Genomic DNA, 25,822 nt, shown 5'->3' with positions numbered 1-25,822 from the left:
GTCGTGGCTGCGGTCACGCCGACCGCCGGGGTCGGGCGCGTCGCGCAGGTCACACGTCGAGGCCGGCGCGCCGCGCCCGGCGGCGGTCGCGCTGGCGCGATGCGACGCGGCGCTGGCTGGCCTGGCGCACCCGTTCGCCGATCTCGTGGCGAACGCGGATCTCGTTCATCGGGTCGATCATGAGGCCCTCCTCCTCTCGTCGCTCGTCACTCTTGCAGGGGCCACCGACACCGCTCGCGGCACGATGGAGGGGGTCGGTCAGGCGGGCACCAGGGTCACGTCGCCCGACACCGTGATCGCGCGGACCTCGAGGTGGTCGGCACCGGGCTCGGGCTGCCCGACGCCCTCGACCGAGGAGCTGAGCCGGCCGGTGACGGTCTTGACGTCGGTCCACACCGGCGTCCCCGGAGGGATGCCGATCCGAACGTCGCCCGAGGCGCCCTTGCTGGAGATCCGGCCGCGGCGGGCCGCACGGACCACGGTGTCGCCGGAGCCGGTGGTCATCGTGACGTCGGCATGCGCGTCGGCGACGTCGAGGTCGCCGGAGCCGGTCTTGACCGCGAGCGGCCCGTCGGCGCGGCCGATCTTGACGTCGCCGGAGCCGGTCGACACCGCCGCGGTGGCGGCGGCCCGGTCGACGACGACGTCGCCGGAGCCGCTGCGCACCCGGACCTCGGCGCGCGCCTCGGCGATCCGCACGTCGCCCGAGCCGGTGTCGACGACCGCGGTGTCGCCGAGGAGGTCGAGCAGCACGTCGCCGGACCCGCACTTCACCTTGGTCGCGCCGAGCAGCCCGCTGGCCGACACGTCGGCGCTGCCCGCCCTGGCGACCAGCCGGCTGCTGCCCGGCACGACCATCACCATGTCGAGCTTGTTGTCGCCGAAGAGTCCTCGCGTGCGACGGGGCGGGACGATGCTGACGACGTCGCCGTCGCGGCGTACGTCGACCTCCTCGGCGTCGCGGCCGGTGATGCGGACCGTCGTGGTCGAGGTGTCGGTGGCGGTCACGGTGATGCTGCCGCTGCCGTTCTCGACGTGGAGCTCGATCGCGGTCGGGGTCTCGAAGACGTGCTCGACGGGGGTCGTGGTGGTCATGCGGGTCTCCTGTCTGGGGCTGTCGGGCGGCTCGGCGGTCAGAGCCAGCCGGTCATGTGGCGCTTGCCGCGCTTGTCGCCGAAGGGGAAGTCGCCGCCGAACGGGATGCTGGAGAGGTCGACGTCGACGTGGATCGCCTGGTCGCTGGTCGCCCGGCGGACCAGGTTGACCAGCCAGGTGTTGAGCGACTGCCCGGCCTCGGCGGCGGCCTCCTCGGCCTTCGCCTTCACCGACTCCGGCATCCGCAGGGTGATCCGGGCCAGGCCCTCGTCCTCGGGAGCGGTGGGCGGCGCCGGCGGCGCGGGCGGCGCCGGGGGCGGGGGTGGCACCGGCGGGACCGGGCCGGCCGGGGCGTCGACGACGAAGTCGAGGTCGCGTCCGTTGAGCCGGACGTCGACGCCGCCGGCGGGCATCGCCGCGGTGATCTCCGCCGCCGCCTGGCTGATCGCCTCCATCAGGGCCAGCCGGGCGGAGGGGTCGAGGGCGTAGCCGAGCCGCTCGGCGGTCTGCCGTGCCTCCTCACCGGCGCTCTCCGCGGCGGCGAGCAGGTCGCGACGGAGGCTGTCGATGTACGGCGTGATGTCCATGCGCATCACTATGACGTCATGATGACGTCATGTCAAGGGGTGGTGATGTCAAACGAGGCGTCAGGTGACGCCACCGATCTGGTTGAGGCCGTAGATCGCGCCGTCGTCGCCGATCCAGAGCTCGACCGCCCAGCCGTCGCAGGAGGGCGCGTCGGCGGACGCGAGGGTGACCACGTCGTCGCCGGACTCCGCGAACGAGGGCGGGACGTCCCCGCCGGCCGGGCACCCGGCGCGGCCGGCCGTCGTACCGACCGGGCCGTCGTGGCGCAGGACCGAGGCGAACGGGTCGAGGCCGCAGTCGGGGAAGCCGAGGCCGGAGCACCCCACGAAGCCGCTCCTCGCGTACGGCGGCTCCAGCCAGGCCTCGTTGCCGAACGCCTGCTCCCCGTCGAACATCAGCCGCACCTGGTCGGCGAACGCCGGCGGCGGCCTGTCGCCGCGGGCCCAGCGCACGAAGGCGTCGGCGGTGGCGGCGCGCCTGGGGGTCGGCCGGGTCGTCGCACCCATCTCGACGGGCAGTCGGAGCCGTACGCCGGCGATCCGCCGGTCCTCCGACCACTCGACCTGCACCACGGGCGGTCGGGGGCAGGGCCGGTCGGTCGTGGGGTCGTCCATGAAGACGTACGTCGCGAGGTGGACCTTCAGGGCGAGCTCGTACGGGTCGGGGGTGACGCAGTCCCAGGTCATCCCGGGGCCGAGGTCGTGGGTCGCCTGCAGCCCGAGGGAGACGGGGATGTCGTCGGTCCCCGCGCGGTCGGTGACCATCTCCGCCAGCGCGGCGAGCGCGGAGTGGCACTCGCCGTCTGCGCAGAGCACCCAGCTGTCGGGGTCGGCTGCCTCCTCGGCCGTCAGCGTCACGTGCCGGCCGGTGCCCACGGCGATCGCGACCTCGTCGGAGAAGTCGGGCGTCGGACCGAGCCCGCGTGCGAACCGCACCAGCTCGAGAACCCGGGGCCAGCGCACCGTGCTGCGGGCGCACCGCACCGCAGGCGAGGGACCCGCGGTCACCTCGACCCGGACCCGGTCGCCAGCAGCCAGGGCGGTGCCGGGCCCGGGCTCCGCGCCGACGACGTACCCCCGCCGGCCGGTCGCAGTCGTGGGTCGCGACCACCTCGACCGCGTACCCCCGCGCGTCCAGCAGCTCGGTCGCCTCGGCCTCGGTGTAGCCGATCAGCGCCGGCATCTCGTCGTCGCCGTAGACGTGCTCCTGCTCCACCGGTTCGCGGTCGGGCTGCCGGTCGTCGACGGTGGCGGGCTGCGGCCGCTCCTCACCGTCGAGCTGCTGGGCGGCGACATACCCGCCGGCGACGACGAGCACCACCGCCGCGGCGGCCGCGAGCAGCGGCCACCGGCGCGGCCGCGGCTCCGGCAGCCCGGTCAGGGTCATCGGCGCCTCCTCGGCGACGTCGACCGTCGCGGCGGCGCGGGCGAGCAGGCCGCGGGCCTGCTCCTCGGTCGGGGTCCGGTCAGTGGGCATCGGGGGCCTCCACGAGGGGGAGCGAGCGCCTTGAGGGCGCGGGACGTGCGGGACTTGACCGTGCCGGGCGCCACCCCCGAGGGCGGCGGCCGTGTCGCGCTCGGACAGGTCGGCGTAGAACCGCAGCACCAGGACCTCCCGGTGCTCCGGCGACATCTGCGCGAGCGATCGGCGTACGGCGACCCCGCTGGCCCAGGCGCTGTCGTCGGTCGGGTCGGGCTCGGGAAGCTCATCGGTGGGGAGCTCCCCGTGCCAGCGGCGGGCGCGGAAGTCGGCGAGCGTCGTCACCAGCACCCGGTGCACGTAGGCATCGGGATGGTCGGCGCGGCTCACCCGCCGCCACGACCGGTAGCACCTCAGCAGCGCCGCCTGGACGACGTCCTCCGCGTCGGCCCGCGGGCATCCCAGCAGCACCGCGGTCCGCACCAGTCGGGTGCGGCGGTCGGCGACGTACGTGCTGAAGTCCATTGGGCTCCTGTCGGGGTCACCCTAGGGACCGGTGAGGGGTGCCGATCGGTTCCCCGGGAGGTGCTGCGGTTTGGGACCAAACCGCAGATCGACGGGCCGGAGTGCTGCGGATTGGTCACAAACCGCAGATCCAGAGGCTCCGGATATGCGGTTTGGTCCCAAACCGCAAGCCCTCACCCCAGCCGCTGCGCCACGTGCCGCGCGAGCAGCCCGAGCGGCAACGCGCCGGAGTCGAGCACCGCGTCGTGGAACGCCTTGATGTCGAACCGGGCCCCCTGGCGCAGCTCGGCGTCGGCGCGGATCCGCTGGATCTCGAGCCGGCCGACCATGTAGGAGAGCGCCTGCCCGGGGGGTGACGGCGTACCGGTCGATCTCGGCGGTGGCGTGGCCGAGCGTCTTCTCGCTGTTGGCGAGCAGGTAGTCGATCGCCTGCTGGCGGCTCCAGCCGAGGGCGTGCATGCCGGTGTCGACGACCAGCCGGCAGGCGCGCATCGAGTCGGCGGCGCGCATGCCCATCCGGTCCAGCGGCGAGCCGTAGAGGCCCATCTCGTCGGCGAGCCGCTCGGTGTAGAGGCCCCAGCCCTCGGAGTACGCCGTCACGAACGCGGTCTTGCGGAAGTCCGGGACGCCCTCGAGCTCCTGGGCGATCGCGATCTGCAGGTGGTGGCCGGGGATCCCCTCGTGGAACGACGTCGACTCGATCTCGTAGCGGCCCCAGCCCTCCGGCTCGGAGACGTTCATGAAGAACACCCCGCCGCGGCTGCCGTCGAGGGCCGGCCGGAAGTAGTAGGCGATCGCGCCGCTGGTCGTCGGCTCGACGTCGCAGTCGGACCTCGGCAGCCGCCCGAACCACTCCCCCATCGCCGCCCGCGCCTTCGCCATCGCCGCCTTCGACGCCGCCACGATCGCGTCGCCGTCGCCCGCCCCGAAGTGCAGTGCCGGGTCGTCGCGGAGCGCGGCGAGCACGGTCGGCACGTCGTCGGTGCCCACGACGGCGGGCCCGAGCGCGGCGTACTCCCGCTCCAGCGACGCCACCTGCTCCAGCCCGATCTCGTGGATCTCCTGCGGGCTGAGGTCGGTGGTCGTGTAGTAGCGGACCAGCGTCGCGTAGGCCTCCTCGCCGCCCGGCACGTGCCGCAGCCCCACCTGGTCGTCGGGTCGCGCGGCGGTCATCACCTCGTCGGCCAGGACGGCGCGGTACGTCGCCAGCGCGGGCCGCACGGCGTCGTCCACGACGTCGCGCATCGCGGCGAGCAGCGCGTCGCGGTCGACGTCGGACGGCGTGGGGGCGATCTGCAGGAGGCGGTCGTCGGCGACGGGCGAGGCGAGCCAGTCGTCGAGCTGCCGGATGGTGTCGGCGACGGCGAACGCGGCCGGCGTACGTCCCGCCGCCACGCCGGCCCGGTGCCGCTCGGCGAGGTCGGTGAAGTAGGTCGCGATGCCGCGCAGCTTGTCGGGCATCGCGTCCGCGACGTCGCGGGTCGGGAGCGAGAGCTTGGGGAAGTAGGTGCCGAGCGACGCCTGCGCGCCGAAGATCGGGTTCGCGGAGAACTCGGCCGTCCGCAGGGAGGTCACCTCGGCGGTCGACGTCGCGTCCCAGGCGAGCATCGCGCGGGAGAGCCGGTCCTGCTCCTCGAGCGGCTCCTCGGCGATCTCCTCGGCACGAGCGGCGAACCGGCGCGCCTCCGCGACGGCGGCGTCCTCGGCCTCCTCGCTGACGTCGGTGTAGGAGCCGGCGACGGCGTACTCCCCCGTCATGTGCGCCCACAGCGGGTTCTGGCGGTAGCGGAAGGCCTGGTACTCCTCGGCCAGGTCGGCGATCTGCTCGGCGGTCACCCGCCCCATCCTCACCGACCCGGCTCGTCTCCGCACTCCAGAACCGCCGACCCGGCGCATCTCCGCACCCACAACCCGCCGACCCGGCTCATCTCCGCACCCCAGAACCGTCGACCCGGCTCATCTCCGCACCCACAACCCGCCGACCCGGCTCATCTCCGCAGGTGCGTCGTGCGGAGATGCGCCGGGTGGACGCGATTCAGGTGCCGGGATGAGCCGGGTCGACGCTATCCAGGTGCCGAGATGAGCCGGGTCGACCCGATTCAGGTGCCGGAATGAGCCGGGTCGACGCGAATCAGGTGCCGAGATGAGCCGGGTCGACGCGAATCAGGTGCCGGGACGCGCCGGGTCGGCCGGTTGTCAGAGGTCGAAGAGCGAGCCGGACTCGTTGATGTCGACGTCGGTGCGCGGCTGGTTGGCGGCGCTCGGCGACCGGGGCTTCTCCTGAGACTTCTCCGGGGTCTCCGGCTCCGGGGTCTCCGGCTCCGGGGTCTCCGGCTCCGGGGTCTCCGGTTCCTCGGCCGACGGCTCCTCGTGCGACGCCGCCTCCGCCGGGTCCTCGTCCTCGGGCGGGGCCTCGGCGGTCTCGTCGATCACGTCGGGGTCGGGGGCGGTGACGGAGCCGGTCGCGGTCGGCACGTCCGTCGGCGCGGTCGACGGGGCCGCGGCGCGGGGCGCCGGCTCGGGGGCGGCGATGTCGAACAGCGAGCCGCCGGCGGGGATCTCCGTCGCGGGCGAGGATGCGGTCGGCTCCTCGGCCGCCGGCGCGGCGCTCGACTCCTCGGCTGGTGCGGTCACCGCGGCCGCCTCCTCGGCGCGGGCATCGGCCTCGACCGCCTCCGCCTCGGGGGTGGGGCCCGGTGCCGGGGCGGACGTCGCGCCCGCCGGCTCCGGGGCGGGGATGTCGAACAGCGACCCGCCCGAGGGGATCTCCTCGCTCGGCCGCGGAGCCGCGGCGGCGACACCGCCCTCGGCCTCCGCGTCGACGACCTGCTCCTCGACCGGCTTCGGCGCGGGCTCCGGAGCCGGCTGCTCCTTCGCCTGCTCGGCCTGCTTCGGCTCCGCCGCCGTCGGCTCCGGGGCGGCGATGTCGAACAGCGACCCGCCCGACGGCACCTCGGGGGCCGGGGCAGCAGCCGGCTCCGCCGGTGCGGCCTCGGCCGCGGGCGCGGCCGGAGTCTCCTTCTTCGCCGGAGCAGGCTGCGCCGGGGTGTCGAACAACGAGCCGCCCTCGTCGAAGAGCGAGCCCGACTCCTGCTTCGCCGACTCCTGCTTCGCCGACTCCTGCTTCGCCGGCTCGTCCTTCGCCGGCTCCTCCGCCGCCTCGGCCGGGGTGTCGAACAGCGACCCGCCACCCTCGTCGAACAGCGAACCACTAGACGACGGCGCGGACGACGGCGCGGCCGGCGCGGCAGCCGGAGCGTCCTCGGTCGCGGCGCCGGGATCGTCGAACAGGGAGGTGCCGCCGCTGGCCTTGGCGAGCGGGCCGGCGTCCTCGGTGGCGACGACGGTGTCCTCGGTGACGGTCACGTCGCCGGCGGAGGGCTCGGCCTTGGTCTCGACCGAGCGGGCAGCGGGAGCGGCCGTGCTCTGGCCGGGCTTGAGCTTGGTGGCGACCTCGCCCTTGACCGAGGCGAGCAGCATCTGGGCGACGTCGAGGACCTCGACCTCCTCGCGCGCGCTGCCGTTGGCCTGCGCCGCGGTGAGCCCGTCGGAGAGCATCACCCGGCAGAACGGGCAACCGACCGCGATCTGGTCGGCACCGGTGCCGACTGCCTCGTTGGTGCGGTTGAGGTTGATCCGCTCACCGATCGTCTCCTCCATCCACATCCGGGCGCCGCCGGCGCCGCAGCAGAAGGAGCGCTCGGAGTTCCGCTCCATCTCGGCGTACTCCGCTCCCGGCATGATCTGCAGCAGCTCACGCGGCGGGGAGTAGACCTGGTTGTGGCGGCCGAGGTAGCAGGGGTCGTGGTAGGTGATCCGGCGCTGGTGCGCGCCCTCGCCGCCGGCCACCGGGGTGAGCTTGCCGTCGCGCACGAGCCGGTTGAGGAGCTGCGTGTGGTGCACGACCTCGAGCTCGATGCCCATGCTCTTGTACTCGTTCTTGAGCGTGTTCATGCAGTGCGGACAGGTGGTGACGACCTGCTTGGCCTTGGCCTCGGTCAGCACCTCGACGTTCTGCTGGGCCAGGCCCTGGAACACGAACTCGTTGCCGGCCCGGCGGGCGGGGTCGCCGCTGCAGGTCTCGCCGTTGCCGAGCACGCCGAACGAGACGCCGGCCCGGTCGAGCAGCTCGGCGACGGCGCGGGTGGTCTTCTTCGCCCGGTCCTCGTAGGCGCCGGCGCAGCCGACCCAGAACAGCCAGTCGACCTCGTCGAGCGACTCGATCGTGTCGCCGACGACCTTGACCTCGAAGTCGAGGCCCTTGGCCCAGTCGAGCCGTGCGCTGGGCGACATGTTCCACGGGTTGCCCTTGTTCTCCAGGCCCTTGAAGAGCTGGTTGAGCTCGGCCGGGAAGTTCGCCTCCACCAGCACCTGGAACCGCCGCATGTCCATGATGTGGTCGACGTGCTCGATGTCGACCGGGCACTGCTGGACGCAGGCGCCGCAGCTCGTGCACGACCAGAGCACGTCGGAGTCGATGACGAAGTCGCCGCCGGGCGGGTTGTAGAACCACTCGTCGACCTCGTTGCCGGTGCCGTCGGCGTCGGCCTTGCCGATGAGCGCCGGCCGGCCCGGGTCCTCGCCCTGCACGCCGGCCGAGGCGTAGGCGTGGTCGCGCAGCGCGGTCACGAGCAGCTTGGGTGAGAGCGGCTTCTCGGTGTTCCACGCCGGGCACTGCGACTGGCAGCGTCCGCACTCGGTGCAGGTGGTGAAGTCGAGGATGCCCTTCCACGAGAAGTCCTCGATCGACCCGGCGCCGAGGGTCGCGTCCTCGTCGAGGTCGTCGATGTCGTCGAGCGTGACCGGCTTGCCGCCGGAGGTGAGCGGCTTCATCGCCCCGAGGGCGGTGCGCCCGGAGGCCTCGCGCTTGAACCAGATGTTGAACCACGCGGTGAACCGGTGCCACGCGATGCCCATGGTGAGGTTGCGGGCGACGACGATCAGCCAGACCATCGCGAGCACGATCTTGAACAGCGCGATCGCGTAGATGAGGTTCTCCAGCGCCCCGGTGCCGTCGGGGAAGATCGCGTCGCCGATCCACGACGACAGCGGGTAGTGGGCGCGGCCGGCGTGCTCGTCGAGCTTCCACTCGGCGGCGCGGACGAACAGGATGGCCGAGCCCTCGAACAGCGCGAGCAGCTCGACGAAGTAGGCCTGCCAGAAGTTCGAGCCGAAGAACCGCGACCGGCGTCCGAGGTTCCGCGGGTGGTTGCGCTGCCGGTAGACGATCAGCCAGATGATGCCGATCGTGCTGAGCGCACCGATGATCTCGCTGAACCACTCGTAGGGGTACCAGTGGCCGATGACCGGCCAGGCGAAGTCGGGCCGGAAGAGCTGGAAGTACGCCGCGGCGACGGCGGTGCTGAGGAAGAGGAACGCCGCGAAGACGAACCAGTGCATGACGCCGACCCAGGTCCACTGGAGCATCCGGGTGTGGCCGAACGTCTCCCTTCAGCATGGTGAGCGTACGGCGACCGGGCTGGTCGGAGCGGCCGGGCGCGGCCTGGCCCTGGCGGAGCACCCCGAGCATCGAGCGCACGGCCTGGGCGACCAGCACCACCGTGACGGCGGTCAGCGCCAGTGAGACCACGATCGCGAACGTCTGGAACATCGGGCTTCGGCTCCTCGTCGTCGGGTGCGCGCCGGGCGCGCACGGCGAGAGCCTATTGGCCGGGCAACCGCCGGCCGGGCTCAGGCCTGCCTTACCGGTCGTCCCGCCAACGGGCGTGCGGCGATCCTACCGGCAGGTAACTTGGCGCCGGGCGTGAGGATCGCCACCCGCGACGTCGCGCCGACGGCCCCCGGCAGCGACGAGGGCCGCCCCGGACGGGACGGCCCTCGTGCTGTGCGGATCTGGTGCAGCGAGCTGCTACCTCAGATGTTCTTCGGCTTCGGCACGCCTCGGATGTTGGCCTTGGCGATGCCGAGGTCGATCACCGCGGCCGAGCCGTCGAGCAGCGACAGCCGCAGGCCGACCACCTCGATGCCCCTCTTGGTGCGGGTGGTGACCCCTTCCTCGATCTTCACGACGCCGGGGATCTCCAGCCCACCGAGCGGGACGTCGTACGCCGTCCCGTTGACGGTGATCTTCAGGGCCGCGGACCCGCGGTTGTTGCGGACGATCTTGCCGGGCCGGCGGGCGACGTTGGCGCGAGCCTTGACGCCCTCGATCACGATCGTGCCGCCGAGGATGTTGATGTCGGCGAGCTCGGCCTCGGTCCAGCCGCGGGCGCGGCGACCGGCCTGGCGACCCCAGACCGACACCTTCGCGGCGCCGACCTCGAGCAGGCCCGGCACGTTGACGCCGACGAGGAGTCGCGCAGCGCCTTGCCGTCGGTGCCCTGGCAGGGCAGCGACTTGACCGGGGTGCGGCCCGCGCCCACCAGCGGCGGGAGGACCTGGGCCCGCAGGCCGGCGGCGAAGCCGCCCATCGCGGAGTTGACGATGCCGTCGGTGATCCGGGCGCGGGAGAGACCGACGCGGATCGTGGTGTTGGTCGCCAGGACCTTGATCTGGAGGACCTGGGCGCGGGCGAACGCCGACCGCTTCTTCTCGACCGTGACGGCCTCACCGGCGTTGATCTGCAGCACGCCCGGGAGGGTGATGGGCTGGTTGAGCGACGGCAGGGAGAGCTCGATCGGGTCGATGCCCGGGGCAGTGAGCTTCAGCGACAGGATCTTGGTGTCGGCCTTGGCGTGGTAGCCGGAGGGGTTCTTCCAGACCCGCACGCGGGACTGGAGCCCGCTGATGGAGAGCGAGAAGACACCCGCGTCGAGCAGCTTGATGTCGGCGATGTCGTGCTGGGCGTACGACGACACCGTGCGGTTCTTCTTCTTCGTCCACACGCGGGTGCGGACGCCGTTGATGCGGCCGAGGCCCGGCACGTCGACGCCGGCGACCCGGTTGGACCGGGTGACACCGGCGATCGTGGTGCACGCGATCTGCGCCTGACCCGTGGCGCCGCTGGTGAGGGGCAGGTCGCCGCCGTTGATGTAGGTGCCGTGGCCCACGGCCCGCAGGGCGTAGGGGGTGGCCACCTGCTTGGCCTTCTTCTTGGCCGCCTTCACCACGGCCACGTCGGCGGGCGCGGGCGCCGCCTGGGCCGGCGTACCGGCTTGGAACAACGTGCTGCAGGTGAGTGCCGCCACGGCACTCAGCAGCGCGATTCGTCGCATGGGGTCTCCTTCGGAGGAAGCATGTTCGCCGGCCGACGGCCGGCGCCGAGTGCCGGAATGCTATCGGCTGGTCTAGCCCTCCGGAGCCAGATCCGACAATCTGAGGCTTGACAAAAGGTAAAGAAATACTCCCGCGCGGTCTGTCGACGCCTCCGGGCATGATGGCGACGTGCTCCGGCGTACCCCTCTCCTCCTCTCCGCCGCCCTGCTGTCGGCCCTCCTCGGCGCGTGCGGCGCGGACGGCGCGGACGCCGATCGGGCCGGCGTCCGCAGCGACCCGCCGAGCGGCTCGGCCTCGCCGGCCGACAGCGCCGGCGTGCCCGAGGACCTGGCCGTCGCCGTGAGCGAGACGCGGGAGGACTCGGTCTACCCCGAGGTCGGCGACCCGCTCGTCGACGCGCTGCACTACGACCTCGCCCTGGCCTGGACCCCCGAGGCCGACCGGCTCGAGGCCGAGGAGCGGCTGACGTTCCGGGCGACCGCCGACGCCGAGGAGGTCCGGCTCGACCTCGCCGACGCCCTGGAGGTCGAGCGGATCACCGTCGACGGCGCGGAGGTCGACCACGACCACGCGGGCAAGGACCTCGTGGTCCACCACCCGGTGCGAGCCGACCGGCGCTACCGGCTCGAGCTCACCTACGGCGGCACGCCCGAGCCCTACCCGGCGCCCACGATGCGCTCGGACTTCGAGGAGGGCGTCGGCTGGAACGTGACGGCCGACCACGAGGTGTGGACGCTGCAGGAGCCCTACGGCGCGTTCACCTGGTACGCCGTCAACGACCAGCCCGCCGACAAGGCGCTCTACGACTTCACCCTCACCGTCCCCGCGCCGTGGACCGGCATCGCCAACGGCGAGCTGACCGACACGACCGAGGCCGGCGGGCTGCGCACGACGACGTGGCACCTCGCCGAGCCGGCGTCGTCCTACCTGGTCACCGTCGCGTTCGGCGACTACACGCCGACCCGGTCGCGGTCGGCGAGCGGCGTGCCCGTGACGATCTGGGGCCCGACCGACGAGCCCCACGCCCTCGGCGAGACCGGCTACGCGGCCGAGGCGATCGACTGGCTGGAGGAGTACCTCGGCCCCTACCCGTTCGACACGTTCCGGGATCCTCGTCTACGACGGCGAGAGCGGCATGGAGACCCAGACCATGGTCACCCTCGGCGACACCGAGTACACGACGTCGCGGCCGGTCGTGGTGCACGAGCTCGCGCACCACTGGTACGGCGACACCGTCAGCCCGGCGGACTGGAGCGACGTCTGGATGAACGAGGGCATGACGATGTACCTCCAGGGCATGTGGGAGGCCGAGGACGAGGGCATCACGGTCGCGGAGAAGATGGACCAGTGGGCCGCCACGGAGAGCAGCGAGCGCGCCTACGCCGGACCGCCGGCCCGCTACGACGAGGACAAGTTCGGCGCCGGCAACATCTACTACGGCCCGGCGCTGATGTGGCACGAGCTGCGGGGAGCGCATCGGCGACGAGGAGTTCCTCGCCATGCTGCGCGCCTGGCCGGCCGAGCAGGAGAACGGCACCGCCGACCGCAGCGAGTACCTCGCCTGGGTGGAGGAGTTCACCGGCGAGGAGCTCAGCGCGTTCTTCGACGCCTGGCTGCTCGGAGAGGGAGACGCCGGCGCGGGACTGACCCCGCGCCGGGCGCCCCCTCGCCGCTCAGAACAGCAGCGCCGTGCCGGGGTCGGCCACGATCCCGGCGACGTCGGCGAGGAACTGCGAGCCGGTGGCGCCGTCGATGTGCCGGTGGTCGAAGGACAGCCCGAGCGTCATCACCTGCCGCGGCACGACCTGGTCGTCGACGACCCACGGCTGCGGCCGGATGGCGCCCATGCACAGGATCGCGGACTCGCCGGGGTTGATGATCGGCGTGCCGCCGTCGATGCCGAACACGCCGACGTTGGTGATGGTGAACGTCCCGCCCGCCATCTCGGCCGGCTGGGTGCGGCCCTCGCGGGCGGTGGCGATCACCGCGTCGAGCTCGCGGGCGAGGTCGGGCAGCGTCATCGCCTGCGCGTCCTTGACGTTGGGCACGACGAGCCCGCGCGGCGTGGCGGCCGCGATGCCGAGGTTGACGTAGTGCTTGACCACGACCTCGCCGGCCTGCTCGTCCCACGTCGAGTTGATCATCGGCGTACGCCGGGCGGCGAGCAGCACCGCCTTGGCGACCACCAGCAGCGGCGACACCTTGAGCCCGCGGAACTCCCGGTGGTCGCGCAGCCGCGCCACCAGCTCGACGGTCGGGGGTGGCGTCGACGGTGACCCACTCGGTGACGTGCGGCGCCGAGTACGCCGACTCGACCATCGCCGCCGCCATCATCTTGCGCACGCCCTTGATCGGCTCGCGGGTCTCCCGCTCGCCCGCGCCCGGGACACCGTTCCGCACGGCCGGACCCATGCCCAGGCCCGCGGACGGCGCCGCGCCGCCCGCCGCCGCCTGCTCGACGTCGTCGCGGGTGATCGTCCCGCCGGGCCCGGTGGGGGTGACCTCGCGCAGGTCGATTCCGCGGTCCTTCGCGAGCTTGCGCACCGGCGGCTTCGCCAGCACCCGCACGTCGGCCGTCGCGGTCGCCCCACCCGCGGGTGCCGCGGCGACCGCCGCGGGCGCGGGCTCGGCCTCGGCCTCCACCATCGGCGACGCGGCGGCCGGGATGAACGAGGCCTGCGCCTGCGCCCGGGTCGCGGTCTCGGGCGTCGGGAACCGGCGGGGACGTCGCTTCAGCGACGCCTCCTTCGGCCCGTAGCCGACGAGGGTCGCGTTGCCCTCGGGCGGCACGTTGGTGTCGATCGGCGCGCCGCTCGGCGATGGGGCGGGCGCGGCCTCCGGCGCGGTGGCCGGGGCCTCGGCGCCGATCGCGATGATCGGGGTGCCGACCGGCACCGTCTCCCCCCTCGGGAACGAGGATCGCCGAGACCGGGCCGGCGTACGGCGACGGCAGCTCGACGATCGACTTCGCGGTCTCGATCTCGACGATCACGTCGTTGACCGCGACCTCGTCGCCGACCTCGACCTTCCACGACACGATCTCGGCCTCGGTGAGGCCCTCGCCGACGTCGGGCAGCTTGTACTCGGGCATCGCTCCTCCTCAGTAGCCCAGCGACCGGTCGACGGCGTCGAGCACGCGGTCGAGGTCGGGCAGGAACGACTCCTCGACCCGGGCGGGCGGGTACGGCGTGTCGAAGCCGCCCACACGCAGCACCGGCGCCTCGAGGGAGTAGAAGCACTCCTCGCTGACCCGTGCGGCGACCTCCGCACCCATGCCCAGGTTGGCGTGCGCCTCGTGCACGACCACGGCCCGGCCGGTGCGGCGTACGGACTCGTGGACGGGCGCCATGTCGAGCGGCGAGAGGGTGCGCAGGTCGATCACCTCGACCGAGCGCCCCTCCTCCGCCGCCACGGTCGCGGCGTCGAGGCAGGTGGCGACGGTCGGTCCGTAGCCGACGAGGGTGAGGTCGCCGCCGGGCCGCACGGTGCGCGAGGCGAAGAGCGGGTACGGCGTCGCCGCCTCGTCGACGTCGACCTTGGCCGCGTGGTACTGCCGCTTCGGCTCGAGGAACACGACCGGGTCGTCGCTTGCGATGGCCTGCTGGATCATCCAGTAGCCGTCGACGGGGTTGGAGCAAGTGACGACCTTCAGCCCCGGCGTGTGGGCGAACTGCGCCTCCGGGGACTCGCTGTGGTGCTCCACCGCGCCGATGCCGCCGCCGTAGGGGATGCGGATCACCATCGGCATCGGGACCCGGCCCTGGCTGCGGAAGTGCAGCTTGGCGACCTGGCAGACGATCTGGTCGTAGGCGGGGTAGACGAAGCCGTCGAACTGGATCTCCACCACCGGCCGGTAGCCGCGCATCGCCAGGCCGACGGCGGTGCCGACGATGCCGGACTCGGCGAGCGGGGTGTCGATCACCCGGTCCTCGCCGAAGTCCTTCTGCAGGCCGTCGGTGATCCGGAAGACGCCGCCGAGCTTGCCGACGTCCTCGCCCATCACCAGGACCTTGGGGTCGCTCTCCATCGCCCGCCGGAGCCCGGCGTTGAGCGCCTTCGCGAGGGTCATCGTGGTCATGCCTGCACCTCCTCGAACGAGGCGAGGTAGGCGGCGTAGCCGTCGCGCTGAGCCGCGAGCTCCTCGGTCTGCTCGGCATAGACCTGGTCGAACATCGCCAGCGGCTCCGGGTCCGGCAGCGCCTGGCACTCGCGCCGCAGCCGCAGCCCGAGTCCGTCGGCCTCGGCGGCGACGCCCTCGAAGAACTCGTCGCTGGCGAGGCCGTTGCGCCGCAGGTAGGCCTCGACCCGGGCGATCGGGTCCTTGAGCTTCCAGTGCTCGACGTCCTCGATGAGGCGGTAGCGGGTCGGGTCGTCGGTCGTGGTGTGGGCGCCCATCCGGTAGGTGTAGGCCTCCACGAAGGTCGGGCCCCTGTCCCTCCCGGGCGCGCTGGAGCGCGGCCCGCATCACCGAGTACGTCGCCAGGACGTCGTTGCCGTCGACGCGGACGCCGGGGAAGCCGAACCCGAGCGCCCGCTGGTAGAGCGGGATCCGGCTCTGCCGCTCGATCGGCTCGGAGATCGCCCACTGGTTGTTCTGGCAGAAGAACACGACCGGCGCGTTGTAGGACGCCGCGAACACGAACGCCTCGTTGACGTCGCCCTGCGAGGAGGCGCCGTCACCGAAGTGCGCGACGACGGCGGCGTCCCGCGCGGGGTCGCCGGTGCCGACGAGGCCGTCGCGCTGCACGCCCATCGCGTAGCCGGTGGCGTGGAGCGTCTGGGCGCCGATCACGATCGTGTAGAGACCGAAGTTGTGCTCGGAGGGGTCCCACGAGCCCTGGTCGACGCCGCGGAAGAGCGCGAGCAGCCGCACCGGGTCGACGCCGCGGCACCAGGCCACCCCGTGCTCCCGGTAGGTCGGGAACACGAAGTCCTGCGGCGCCAGCGCCCGCCCGGCGCCGATCTGCGCGGCCTCCCTGGCCGAGCAGCTGGGCCCACAGGCCGAGCTCGCCGTGCCGCTGGAGCGCGGTGGCCTCCACGTCGAGCCGGCGGACGAGCACCATGTCGCGGAAGAAGCCCGCGCAGCTGCTCGGGGTCGGGCTCGAAGTCGAACTCCGGGTGGTGCACCCGCTCGCCCTCGGGGTGAGCAGCTGCACCAGCTCGGGTCGGCCGTCGGCGTGCGCCGGGCCGAACACGTCGGCCAGGTCGGGTCCGAAGTCGGGGGACGGGGGGACGACGCCGGGGTCGCTCATGGGAAACCACTCCTTGCCACCGGGGACGCGGGATTGCCGCAGGTCCGGTTGTCGGGGTCGGCGTGGTCCGACGGCCGCAGGGGTGGCGCAGCGTGATCCGGACCACAACGGTCAGGGTGGGCCCCAAGGTATCGCCCCGGCGTCGTGGGGCCAATCCGCGGTCCCTACCGGGTGAGCACCACTCCCGTCTTCGTGGTGCCGCCGCCGGCGAGCCGGACGACGAGGGTCACCCGGTCGCGCGCCTGCTGGCGGAGGACCTTGCGGGCCTTCGGCGTGAGGGCGACCCGCACCGTGGCCGTGCGCCCACCGGCGACGGAGACCCGGCCGGTGCCGAGGACCTTGCGGCCGTCCCGGAGCTGGACCGTGCCCTGGCAGCGGATCCCTGCCGGGCGGCAGGTGACCCGCACCGCGGCCCGCTTGCGCGAGCGGTCGGCGTCGGCCCGGTTGCCCTTCAGCCGCAGCACCGGCCGGTGCACGCGGAGCCGGTACGTCGCCTGGCCCGCGGCCACCTCGTCGTCGCCGGCGTACGACGCCGTCAGCGTGCGCGCCCCGGCCGACCGGAACGGGCCGACCGCGAACGTCGCGCGGCCGCCGGCGAGCGACTCGGTGCCGAGCACGGTGCCGCCGGACCGGAGGATGACCTCGCCCGTCGGGTCCGCCCCGTCGGCCTGCACCGTCACCGTCACCGTGCCCTTCTGGCCGATCCGCAGCGCACCCGGCTTGGAGCGCACGGAGACGGTCGGCTCGACCGGCTCCGGCAGCGGCTCCTCGAGGTTGCGGATCTGGACGTTGCGGAAGAACACGTCGTCGCCGTCACCGTGGGTCTGCAGGCCCACGTGGGAGGGCAGGTTCATCCGGTTGGGGTCGGTGTCGGTGTAGTCGTTGATCAGCGTCCCATTGAGGTAGACGCGGATCCGGTCGCCCTCGACCACGATCTCGTAGCTGTTCCACTCCCCCCGCCGGCCGGAGCACCGCGTCGCGGGCCTCGGCGTCGGCGGCCTGGAAGTTGTAGATCGCGCCGGTGGTGCTGTCCGCGTCGTCGCTCGGGTCGATCTGGATCTCGTGCCCGTGGTCCACGGCGCTCCACGCGGAGCCCTGCGGGTCGGGGAAGCCCACGAAGACACCGGAGTTGTCGTCACCGGGCATCATCCAGTCGAGCTTGAGCGAGTAGTCGTGGTCGATCGGCTCGGTGTGCCAGAGCAGGCCGAACGCGCCCACCGACTTGATGGAGCAGTCGTCCTGGCGGGCGAACGAGCCGCCCTCGGCCATCTCCCAGTCCGCGAGGCTGGCCCGGGTGCCGTCGAACAGCATCTCGTAGCCCGGGTCCGGCGCTTCCGGATCGCAGGTCTCCGGCTGCTCGGGCGGCTCCGCGACGCTGAAGTCGTCGAACCGCGCGGTCTCGGTGCCGGCGCCGTTGTAGGCGGAGACGCCGATCAGCGGGGTCGAGAGGCCGTTGAGGCCGTAGCCCTGGCCGACCTCGGTCCAGGTCTCGCCGTCGTCGAGCGAGTACGCGCCACGCAGCTGACCCTCGTCGGCCCACATCCGCAGCCGGATGTCCTTCTGGGCGTCGGCCGGCAGCGCCGCCGAGTTGACGTAGGCGAGGTTGCCGCCGGTCACCTTCGCCAGCTCGACCTTCCACTCGCCCTGCGGCGTGCGCATCACGACCGCCTTGCCGTAGTGGGCGTTGTCGCCCCACACCACCAGGCCGCCCTGGAGGTAGTCGTCGGTGCCGTCGATCGAGACCGTGGTCTCGGCCATCCAGCGGCCGCCCGCGGGCGCCGGCTGCAGCACGACGTTCTTGGCGGTCGTGGTGGCGCCGCTCAGGTCGCCGGGCTGGGCGTCGATCTCGAGCTGGCCGTCCGCGAGGCGGTAGCCGCCGGCGTCCTCGTTGAGGACCGTCGTCCACCGGCACGGGTCGAGCCGCTCGCCGTCGAAGGTGTCGTTCGGGTCGACCTCGTCGTCGCACTCCACCGGCTCGGGGAGCCCGACGTCGAGGTAGTCGAGGTTGACGTTGCCGTGGTCCTCGGGGCCGTGCCGGAGGACGACCTCGTTCTCGCCGACCTGGAGCGGCACGGTGCCGGTCCAGGTGCCGTACTGGTTCCACTCCCCGGTGCTGGGCAGGGTGATCTGCCGCGCGGACCCGTTGACCTCGAGCGTGATGGTCTTGGGGCCGGGCGCCGGGTGCGGGCCGTTGGCGTAGCCGAGCTCGACCGGGTGCTCCCCCGCCCGCCGAGGCGTGGACGGTGAGCTCGGTGCTCGCGCCCTCGTTCTCGTAGCCGCCGACGTAGCCGGCGCCGGAGAACCCGGCGTGCTCGGTCTGCACGTTGGCGCCGCCGGCCAGCGTCCCGTCCTCCGCCTCGTAGCGGAGGCCGTCCTGGGGCACCAGCTTGAGGAAGTCGAGGTTGACGTTGCCGTCGTCGCCCTCGTCGTGGCGGATCTCGACGACGTTCTCCCCGGCCTCGAGCTCGACCGTGTGCCGGAACGTCGAGTAGTTCTGCCACGTGGTCGTCGACGGCAGCGTGATCTGCTCGCTCTCGCCGTTGACCTCGAGGGTGACGGTCTTCGGGCCCTGGAACGGGTGCGGGCCGTTGGTGTAGCGCAGGCTCAGGTCGAAGGTGCCGCCGGACTCGACGGTCACCCGGGTCCGCACGCCCGCGCCCGGGTCCTGGAACCCGCCGACGTAGGCGCTGCCGCTGTAGCCGGCGTGCTCGGTCTGCGGGTTGGCGCCGCCGAGCAGCTCCTGGTCCTCCAGCTCGTAGAGGCCGTCGGGGGCCGGCGGCGGGACGTAGCCGGGGTAGCTGTTGAGCGTGTACCACGCCTCGGTGCTCCACAGCGTCTCCCCGGCCTCGGAGGAGAACGGCCGCGGCGAGCGGAGGTGGACGACGCGGTCCGGGCGCAGGCCGTCGATCTGCAGGGTGACCGTCGTGCCGTCCTCGGAGGCCGTGGCCGAGGTGACGTCGAGCGTCTCCTCGCCGATCTTCGGGCCGCCGTACTGGACGGTCGGGCGGTAGCCCCACTGCTTGACGACGTACTTGTCGGCGAGGTCGGTGAGCGTCTCCTCCGAGAGCGGCTCGGTGTAGGTGACCTCGAAGCCGCCCTCGACGACCTCCATCGACTTCATCTCGAACGTCGTCGACCCGTTGGGCGTCAGCTTCTGCAGGCCGTGGCTGAGCTTGCCGGCCTGGCCCCAGTTGCCGCCGGCGCCGAGGCCGCCCGCGTAGATGGAGCCGTCGGGGCCGAGCAGGAGCCGGTTGACGCCGGCCTCGAGGCCCTGGGTCATCCGGAACACCGCGCCCTGGTACTCGCCGTCGACCTTCTCGAGGAAGGCGCGCTGGATGCCGCCGTAGGTGACGTCGCTGATCCACAGCTGCCCCTGGAACGGGCCGTCCGGGATCATCACCGGGGTGCTCGGCGAGTTGGCGATCTCGTTCTGCGGCAGCCACAGCACCGGCTTGGTGACCGGCTCGTCGTCGAACGGGCCGGCCGGGTTGGTGTAGTGGTTGAAGAACCGGCCCGGCTTGACGTGCACCAGCTTGGACGCCGGGAGCCAGCCGCCCTGGTTGTCGGTGATGAAGACGTCGCCCTCGGGGCCGAAGGTCAGCCCGTTGGGGGTGCGCAGGCCGCCCGCGACGTAGTCGACCTGACCGGTCTCGGGGTCGACGGTCACATGGGTGCCGCGGTCCTCGGCCGGCTGCGGGTTGGTCGTGTTGCCGCCGTAGTCGATGGCGACGGACAGGTTGAGCAGGAACTTGCCGTCGCGGTAGAGCAGGCCGAACGCGAACTCGTGGAAGTTCCCGCCGTAAGGCCAGGTGGCGACGGCCTCCTGCTGGTCGGGGCCGTCGCCCGTGTAGTCGAGGTAGTCGCCGTCGCCGTTGCCGTCGACGAGCCGGGTCAGCTGGTCCTTCTCGGAGATGTAGATCTCGGTCTCGTCGTTGCCGTCGGTGTCGACGGCGAGCACGCCCATCGGCTCCCGGAGGTCACCGGTGAGCCGGGTGACCGTCACGTCGTCGGGGCTCTCGGCCTCCTGGACGCCGGAGAGCCGGTAGAGCTCGCCGGTCGCGGTCTGGTCGACGGGGTCGCCGGTGCCGCCCCAGGTGAGGACTAGCAGGTCCTCGCCCTCCCAGGCGAGACCGGTCACCTGCGGCTCGAAGCCGGCGGGCCGCAGGTCGGTGAGGTCGTACGCCGGGTTGACGGCGTCGAGCTGGAGGCCGTCGCCGGGCGAGTCGAGCTCGCCCTCGCACTCCTTGTTGCCGGGCGCGACGACCCGGGTGACGTCGGCCTCGGTCGAGAGCACGCTGGTGGGGACCAGGCTGAACGCCGCGTCGCCCGGCTTCCTCCACTGCAGCGTGAGCTGCTGGCCGCCGCCCGCCTCGAAGTGCTCGACGAACAGCTCGTGGACGCCGGCGGTGAGGTCGACCGTGCCGTCCTTGGGGTCGGCGCCGTGCAGGCCGTCGTGGTCGATGACGACCTCGCCGTCGATCGAGAGCCGGGAGCCGTCGTCGCTGATCAGGCGGAACTCGTAGGTGCCGCCCTGCTCGATGCTGAGGTTGGCCAGCGCCTGGCTGATGAACTTGTCCTCGAAGCCGCCGAAGTCCGCCGCCGTGCTCCAGTCGATCGTCGGCTTCAGCACGTCGACGTTGGGCGTCTGACCGGCCTTGAGGACGCACAGCGCCTCGAGGTCGTAGGGCACCTGGAAGACGCGCTGGGTGACGCCCGGCTCGTCGCCCGGCGGCACCGCCGCCGTGGCCGGTGCCGCGCCGACCATCGCCAGGGCGGTGCCTCCCAGGGCGGCGGCGAGAACACCGACCATGCCGATCTTGTGGCGGGAACGACCTCGGGACATCGGGACTCCTTCCGACGGGTGACGCGTGTCACACCGGAGGCGATTGTGTCGCCAAGTCGCCGACTTTTGTCGAGTCCTCGTCAAAAGTGTTCACATGCTGGACTCGGTTCGTGCACCTGGACAACCGGGTCAGTGCATCTCGCCGAGGTCCTCGTGGGCCAGGTGGCTCTCCGGCTCGACCTGGAAGGTGGTGTGCCGGACGTCGAAGTGCGTGGCCACGCAGTCGCCGAGCGCGTCGAGGACGGCGCCGACCCCGCGCTCGGCGAGCACCGCGTCCTCGACGGTCACGTGCGCGGAGAGGCTGGTCAGGCCGCTGGTGATCGTCCACGCGTGCAGGTCGTGCACGCCCACGACGCCCGGGGCGTGCGAGAGGTGGTGGCGCACGTCGTCGAGGTCGAGCTCGGCGGGCGCGTGCTCGAGCAGCACCCGGCCGGCGTCGCGCACGAGCAGCAGCGCGCGGGGCACCACCATGGCGGCGATCACCAGCGAGGCGACCGCGTCCGCCCGCTCCCAGCCCCACACCCAGATCACCGCGCCCGCGGCCACGGCGAGCACCGACCCGAGCAGGTCGGCGAACACCTCGTTGAGCGCGCCGCGCAGGTTGAGCGAGGAGGTGTCGCCCCCGCGAGAGCAGCACGAGCGACACGGCGTTGGCCAGCAAGCCGACGACGGCGAACCCGACCATCGCGCGCCCGTCGACCGTCCCCGGCTCGGCGAGCCGGCGGACCCCGGCGACCGCGAGGTAGCCGCACACGCCGAGCAGCACGACCCCGTTCGCGAGCGCGGCGACGACCTCGACGCGGTGGTTGCCGAACGTCGACCGGGCGCCGCCCGGCCGGGACGCGACGTACGACGCGCTCAGCGCGAGCACCACCGCGCCCGCGTCGGTCGCCATGTGGCCGGCGTCGGCGAGCAGCGCGAGCGAGCCGGTCACCCACCACCCGACGACCTCGACGACCAGCACGGTGCCGGTGACGACCAGCACCCAGCGCAGCCGGCGCCGGTCGGCCGAGCGGGCCGCCCCGTGCCCGTGCCCGTGGCCGGCACCCACGCCGCTACCCCCGGCCGTGCGGCTCGTCCCAGGCGGCCGGGTCCGGGCCCTTCGGGACGATCCGGGTCGGGTTGATGTCGGCGTGCACGACGTAGTAGTGCGCCTTGATCTGGTCGAAGTCGATCGTCTCTCCGAACCCGGGCGTCTGGTAGAGGTCGCGGGCGTAGGCCCACAGGTTCGGCAGCTCGGTGAGCTTCTGCCGGTTGCACTTGAAGTGGCCGTGGTAGACGGCGTCGAAGCGGGCCAGCGTCGTGAACAGCCGGACGTCGGCCTCGGTGAGCCGGTCACCCATCAGGTAGCGCCGGTCGGCGAGCCGCTCCTCGAGCCAGTCCAGCGCCGCGAACAGCCGGTCGTAGGACCGGTCGTAGGCGCGCTGCGAGCCGGCGAACCCGCACCGGTAGACGCCGTTGTTGACCTCGGTGAAGACCCGCTCCATCACCTCCTCCATCTCCTCGCGGAGGTCGGCCGGCCACAGGTCGGGGGCGTCGGGGCGGTGGAACTCGCGCCACTCGTGGAAGAAGTCGTGGGTGATCCACGGGAAGTCATTGGTCACCAGCTTGCCGGTGGCGACCTCGACGACGGCGGGGACGGTGATCCCCCGCGGGTAGCCGGGGAACCGCCGGAAGTAGGCCTCCTGCAGCCGCTCCATCCCGAGCACGGGGTCCTTGCCGCCGGGATCGAGGTCGAACGTCCAGCTGCGCTCGTCGTGCGTGGGCCCGCACAGGCCGAGGGAGATGACGTCCTCGAGCCCGAGCAGGCCGCGCACGATGATCGCGCGGTTGGCCCAGGGGGCAGGCCTTGGCCGCGACCAGCCGGTAGCGGCCGGGCTCGACCGGCCACAGCTCGCCCGCGACCGGGCCGTGCTCGGGTCGGCGACCGTCCTTGGTGATCCGGTCGGGGACGTAGTTCATGTCCCGCTCGAAGGACTTGCCCTCGGTGACGTAGGTCCCCTGCTTGCCGCCCGTCTCGCCCATGGGCCCAGCCTACGGTCGGCCGGGACGGCCTAGCTCTCGAGGAAGGTGAACCCGTCGACCAGCCAGGTGTCGCCGGAGGCGACCAGCTCCCAGGTGGCGGTGCCACCCGCACCGGTCTCGGTGTTGGTGACGACGGCCGCCACGTCGGCGCGGCCCTCGCCGACGATCGGCTCCTCGAAGTCGTAGGTGACCTCGGTCATCGAGGGCAGGCCCGCCGCCTCCTCGCAGCCGGCCTGGTCGCCGAACTCGCGCGCGAAGAACTCGGGGGTCGACAGGCCCTCGAGGGCCAGGCAGTCGCTGGAGATGATCGAGCTGAAGAACGCCTGCGCGGTGATCGTCGGGTCCTCCGTCGGCGCGTCCACGTCGGGGGTGTCGTCCGGGGTGTCCTCCGGCGGGTCCTCGGGCGCGTCGGGCTCCGTCGGCGACGCGGTGACCGTCGCGGTCACGGTCCGCTTGGTCTTCGGGTCCTCGTCGGCCAGCCCGAACCAGTCGGTCACCAGGCCGGTGACCACCACCGCGCCCACGACGATCGCGAGCACGGCGAGCAGCACGCCGACGACCACCCCGGTGCGCTTCCCGCCACCACCGGTCGGCGGGGCGGGGAACCCGGGACCACCCGGACCACCCGCACCAGGCGGCGGGAAGCCGCCGCCCGAGCCCCCGCCGTACGGCGCGCCGCCCTGCTGCGGGTAGCCACCCTGCTGGGGGTAGCCGCCCTGCTGCGGGTAGCCCGGCTGCTGCGGATAGCCACCCTGCTGGGGGTAGCCCGGCTGCTGCGGGGGCTGCCCCGGCTGGGGCGGCACGCCGCCACCGGCGATCTGGGTCGGGGGCTGCTCCCCGGGCTGGCCGGGACGGGGGTACTGGTCGCTCACGGAGGTGAGCGTAGGTCCGGGCGGCCCGTCGCAAACCGGGATTGCGCGGAAACCCGCCCTAGGGATGAAAGTTCTCAGCCGGCCGGCTGCGCCGGCCGCCACGGGCGGGGACGACCAGCGAGACGACCAGGAGGACGGCGGCCGTCACCCCGCCTCCGACCGCGACCCAGCGCGCGGTGTCGTCGAGCGTGCCCGCCACGACCTCCACGACGAGCCGCACCAGGTCGCGCTGGTCGGCGCCCGCCCGGTCGACGACCAGGTCGGCGCCGACGTCGGTGAGCGGCAGCAGCAGCGCGGCGCCCAGCGCCGCGCCGGCCGCCGCGGCCGCTGCCGTGCGGAGCCGACCGCGCATCCCACGGGCGACGACCACGGCGAGGGCGACCAGGGCGGCCCAGCCGAGCGGCAGCCAGAACGCCAGGCCCTCCAGCGCCCGGTAGCCGCCCCGCGCCTCGACCAGCCTCGACTCCGGCAGCACGGGCACCCGCAGCTCCGGAGCACGCACCAGGCCCTCGGGAAGGCCGTTGTCGGCGGCATAGGTGCGGAGCACCTGCTCGACCAGCGGGCGCAGGTCCACGGTCACCCAGCCGCCGGTGTCGGCGGTGTCGGTGTCGGTGTCGATGTCCGTGTCGGTGTCAGGGCGCTCGTGCACGACGGCGAGGAACTGCTCGTGCACGTCGGCGTTCGCCTGCCGCCAGAACTCCGGGAAGGCGGGGCTCTCGACCACCGACGCGGTGGTCGAACGGACCATCGCCTCCAGGGAGCCGGCGAGCCCGGGCGGGACCGCCGACCGCAGCCGGCCGACCGCCGCCTCGGTGACCCGGTCGCCGAGCTCGCGGCGCAGCACCGGGTCGTCGGCCAGTGGCGCGACGGTGTCGACGTAGGCGTCGGTGTCCTCGACCCGCAGCGACAGCCAGGACGCCGTGACCGCCGCCGGCACCAGCAGCGTCGCCAGCACGACCGCCAACGCCGCCAGCGCCGAGCGGGTCACCGGGCGTCGTCCGGAGTCGACGTGGCGTGCCGGCCGGTCCGGGCCGTCAGAAGGCGTCCGTCGTCTTGTCGAGGTCGACCTTCCAGTCGCCGTCCTCCTTGACGAGGTGGACCTCGCCCTCGCTCTCCTCGGAGTCGCCGAAGGCCTCGGCGATCGACTCGTCGTCACCGGTGTACTCGACGGTCTGGGTGAACGACACGACCGCGGTCTCCTCCTTCTCGTCGACGTCGCCGAGCTCGTGGCTGACGTCGAAGTCCTCCTGCAGTTGCTCGAGCTCGTCACGGTCGAAGCCGGAGTCGGAGTCCTCCTCGAGCGCGTCGAAGTAGTCGCCGCAGTTGTCGACGTCGTACTCCTCGAAGTCCTCCTCCAGGCTCTTCTCCGAGGCGAGGTCGCACACCTCCTCGTAGTCGCCGTCGGCCGACGCGTCGAGGTAGTCCTGCGCGACGTCCTCCGGGCTGCCGCCTCCGAGGAACCCCGGCCACACGAACGCACCGATGAGGAGCAGCACGACCAGCAGCACCGCGGCGCCGCCGCCGAGGAGGGCGATCAGCTTCCCTTGCCGCCGCTGCCGCCGCTACCGCCGGGCTGGCCGGGGTGACCGGGATATCCGCCGCCGCCGAACGGCGGCTGACCAGGCTGACCGGGCTGACCGGGCTGGCCGTAGGGCGACTGGCCCTGCTGCCCGAACGGCGGCTGGCCGGGCTGGCCGGGCTGATGGGGCTGGCCCGGCTGGCCGGCGCCCGGGGCGCCGTACGGCGACTGCTGGGGCTGGGCGGGGTAGTCCGCCGCGCGGTTGGGGGCGACCTGCGTCGGCAGGTCGGCACCCGGGACACCCGGGGCGGAGGGCCCGGACGGCGCCGCGGGCGAGCCGCCCGGCGCCGGCTGGGTGTGCTCGGTCCACTGGTTGCCGTCCCACCAGCGCTGGCCGCCCTGGCCGTCGGGGTACCAGCCGGGAGGGGTCGTGGACATGGGCGCTCCGTTCCTCGGGGTTCTCGGGCCGCCGGGTCAGGCGGCAAGCGCCGGAATCATCGCACGCGAC

Annotated in this window: 18 protein-coding genes and 6 pseudogenes; 2 read left to right on the top strand and 22 right to left on the bottom strand. The window is 72.9% G+C overall.

Annotated features, from left to right (window positions below; all coding sequences use genetic code 11):
* Window positions 1-49: 49 nt before the first annotated feature.
* The 7 genes and pseudogenes from MF408_RS25370 to MF408_RS11625 form a co-directional block, all read right to left on the bottom strand.
* Window positions 50-181 (bottom strand): hypothetical protein, encoded by a 132-nt coding sequence (locus MF408_RS25370; RefSeq protein ID WP_275693413.1) that lies wholly within the window; start codon window positions 179-181, stop codon window positions 50-52.
* A gap of 77 nt (window positions 182-258) precedes the next feature.
* Window positions 259-1,095, bottom strand: coding sequence for a DUF4097 family beta strand repeat-containing protein (locus MF408_RS11650; RefSeq protein ID WP_240251481.1), 837 nt, complete (start codon window positions 1,093-1,095; stop codon window positions 259-261).
* Between the two features lie 38 nt (window positions 1,096-1,133).
* Window positions 1,134-1,688 (bottom strand): toxin-antitoxin system HicB family antitoxin, encoded by a 555-nt coding sequence (locus MF408_RS11645; protein ID WP_240251480.1) that lies wholly within the window; start codon window positions 1,686-1,688, stop codon window positions 1,134-1,136.
* A 54-nt stretch (window positions 1,689-1,742) separates the two neighbouring features.
* Window positions 1,743-2,690 carry a hypothetical protein gene (locus MF408_RS11640; protein ID WP_240252229.1) on the bottom strand — a complete coding sequence of 316 codons (948 nt, stop codon included), beginning with the start codon at window positions 2,688-2,690 and terminating at the stop codon, window positions 1,743-1,745.
* 781 nt (window positions 2,691-3,471) lie between these two features.
* Window positions 3,472-3,627 (bottom strand): annotated as a pseudogene (locus MF408_RS11635) (SigE family RNA polymerase sigma factor); the annotation flags it as partial.
* Between the two features lie 21 nt (window positions 3,628-3,648).
* Window positions 3,649-5,463, bottom strand: a complete 1,815-nt coding sequence (locus tag MF408_RS11630; RefSeq protein ID WP_240251479.1) for a DUF885 domain-containing protein — start codon at window positions 5,461-5,463, stop codon at window positions 3,649-3,651.
* Between the two features lie 360 nt (window positions 5,464-5,823).
* Entirely contained in the window at window positions 5,824-9,054 is a 3,231-nt protein-coding gene (locus MF408_RS11625; RefSeq protein ID WP_345893897.1) for a heterodisulfide reductase-related iron-sulfur binding cluster, read from the bottom strand.
* Here MF408_RS11625 and MF408_RS26890 point away from each other — a divergent pair.
* Window positions 9,026-9,211, top strand: coding sequence for a hypothetical protein (locus MF408_RS26890; protein ID WP_345893896.1), 186 nt, complete (start codon window positions 9,026-9,028; stop codon window positions 9,209-9,211). The two genes, MF408_RS11625 and MF408_RS26890, sit on opposite strands and share 29 nt — an antisense overlap.
* Before the next feature lie 290 nt (window positions 9,212-9,501).
* Here the strand turns inward: MF408_RS26890 and MF408_RS11620 are convergent, their stop codons facing one another.
* Window positions 9,502-9,915 (bottom strand): choice-of-anchor P family protein, encoded by a 414-nt coding sequence (locus MF408_RS11620; protein ID WP_275693465.1) that lies wholly within the window; start codon window positions 9,913-9,915, stop codon window positions 9,502-9,504.
* On the bottom strand, window positions 9,798-10,802 hold the full coding sequence (locus MF408_RS11615; protein ID WP_240251477.1) for a choice-of-anchor P family protein: 1,005 nt from the start codon (window positions 10,800-10,802) through the stop codon (window positions 9,798-9,800). Before MF408_RS11615 ends, MF408_RS11620 begins: the two co-directional genes overlap by 118 nt.
* A 169-nt stretch (window positions 10,803-10,971) precedes the next feature.
* Between MF408_RS11615 and MF408_RS11610 the strand changes: the two genes are divergently transcribed.
* A complete protein-coding gene (locus MF408_RS11610) occupies window positions 10,972-12,450 on the top strand; it encodes a hypothetical protein (RefSeq protein ID WP_240251476.1) in 1,479 nt (492 codons plus the stop codon).
* Window positions 12,451-12,476: 26 nt separating this feature from the next.
* Here MF408_RS11610 and MF408_RS11605 read toward each other — a convergent pair.
* From MF408_RS11605 to MF408_RS11550, 13 genes and pseudogenes are all read right to left on the bottom strand, one after another.
* Window positions 12,477-13,879, bottom strand: a pseudogene (locus MF408_RS11605) (dihydrolipoamide acetyltransferase family protein).
* Window positions 13,880-13,903: 24 nt separating this feature from the next.
* Entirely contained in the window at window positions 13,904-14,881 is a 978-nt protein-coding gene (locus MF408_RS11600) for an alpha-ketoacid dehydrogenase subunit beta (protein WP_240251475.1), read from the bottom strand.
* Complete coding sequence (locus MF408_RS26885; protein ID WP_345893942.1) at window positions 14,878-15,219, bottom strand: thiamine pyrophosphate-dependent enzyme; 342 nt, start codon at window positions 15,217-15,219, stop codon at window positions 14,878-14,880. Before MF408_RS26885 ends, MF408_RS11600 begins: the two co-directional genes overlap by 4 nt.
* A 79-nt stretch (window positions 15,220-15,298) precedes the next feature.
* Window positions 15,299-15,730: pseudogene (locus tag MF408_RS26880) on the bottom strand (thiamine pyrophosphate-dependent enzyme); the annotation flags it as partial.
* Window positions 15,731-16,219: 489 nt separating this feature from the next.
* A complete protein-coding gene (locus tag MF408_RS11590; RefSeq protein ID WP_275693412.1) occupies window positions 16,220-16,987 on the bottom strand; it encodes an Ig-like domain repeat protein in 768 nt (255 codons plus the stop codon).
* The gene (locus MF408_RS11585; protein ID WP_275693411.1) at window positions 16,869-17,324 is read right to left on the bottom strand and encodes a family 16 glycoside hydrolase; all 456 of its coding nucleotides are present in this window, start codon (window positions 17,322-17,324) and stop codon (window positions 16,869-16,871) included. Before MF408_RS11585 ends, MF408_RS11590 begins: the two co-directional genes overlap by 119 nt.
* A gap of 1,120 nt (window positions 17,325-18,444) precedes the next feature.
* Window positions 18,445-20,820 (bottom strand): annotated as a pseudogene (locus tag MF408_RS11580) (PA14 domain-containing protein); the annotation flags it as partial.
* 207 nt (window positions 20,821-21,027) lie between these two features.
* Window positions 21,028-21,862: pseudogene (locus MF408_RS11575) on the bottom strand (cation diffusion facilitator family transporter).
* Window positions 21,863-21,953: 91 nt separating this feature from the next.
* A pseudogene (locus MF408_RS11570) lies at window positions 21,954-22,923 on the bottom strand (glutathione S-transferase C-terminal domain-containing protein).
* A gap of 29 nt (window positions 22,924-22,952) precedes the next feature.
* Window positions 22,953-23,795 (bottom strand): hypothetical protein, encoded by an 843-nt coding sequence (locus MF408_RS11565; RefSeq protein ID WP_240251474.1) that lies wholly within the window; start codon window positions 23,793-23,795, stop codon window positions 22,953-22,955.
* 58 nt (window positions 23,796-23,853) lie between these two features.
* Window positions 23,854-24,783, bottom strand: coding sequence for a hypothetical protein (locus MF408_RS11560; protein ID WP_240251473.1), 930 nt, complete (start codon window positions 24,781-24,783; stop codon window positions 23,854-23,856).
* Between the two features lie 46 nt (window positions 24,784-24,829).
* Window positions 24,830-25,303: a hypothetical protein gene (locus tag MF408_RS11555; RefSeq protein WP_240251472.1), complete on the bottom strand. Its 474-nt coding sequence runs from the start codon at window positions 25,301-25,303 to the stop codon at window positions 24,830-24,832.
* A 26-nt stretch (window positions 25,304-25,329) separates the two neighbouring features.
* A complete protein-coding gene (locus tag MF408_RS11550) occupies window positions 25,330-25,752 on the bottom strand; it encodes a DUF2510 domain-containing protein (protein ID WP_240251471.1) in 423 nt (140 codons plus the stop codon).
* Between the last annotated feature and the right edge of the window lie 70 nt (window positions 25,753-25,822).

It is taken from the genome of Nocardioides sp. TF02-7 (assembly GCF_022437945.1).
In the GTDB taxonomy this organism is placed as follows: domain Bacteria; phylum Actinomycetota; class Actinomycetes; order Propionibacteriales; family Nocardioidaceae; genus Nocardioides.
This window is presented reverse-complemented; position numbering and strand designations above follow the sequence as displayed.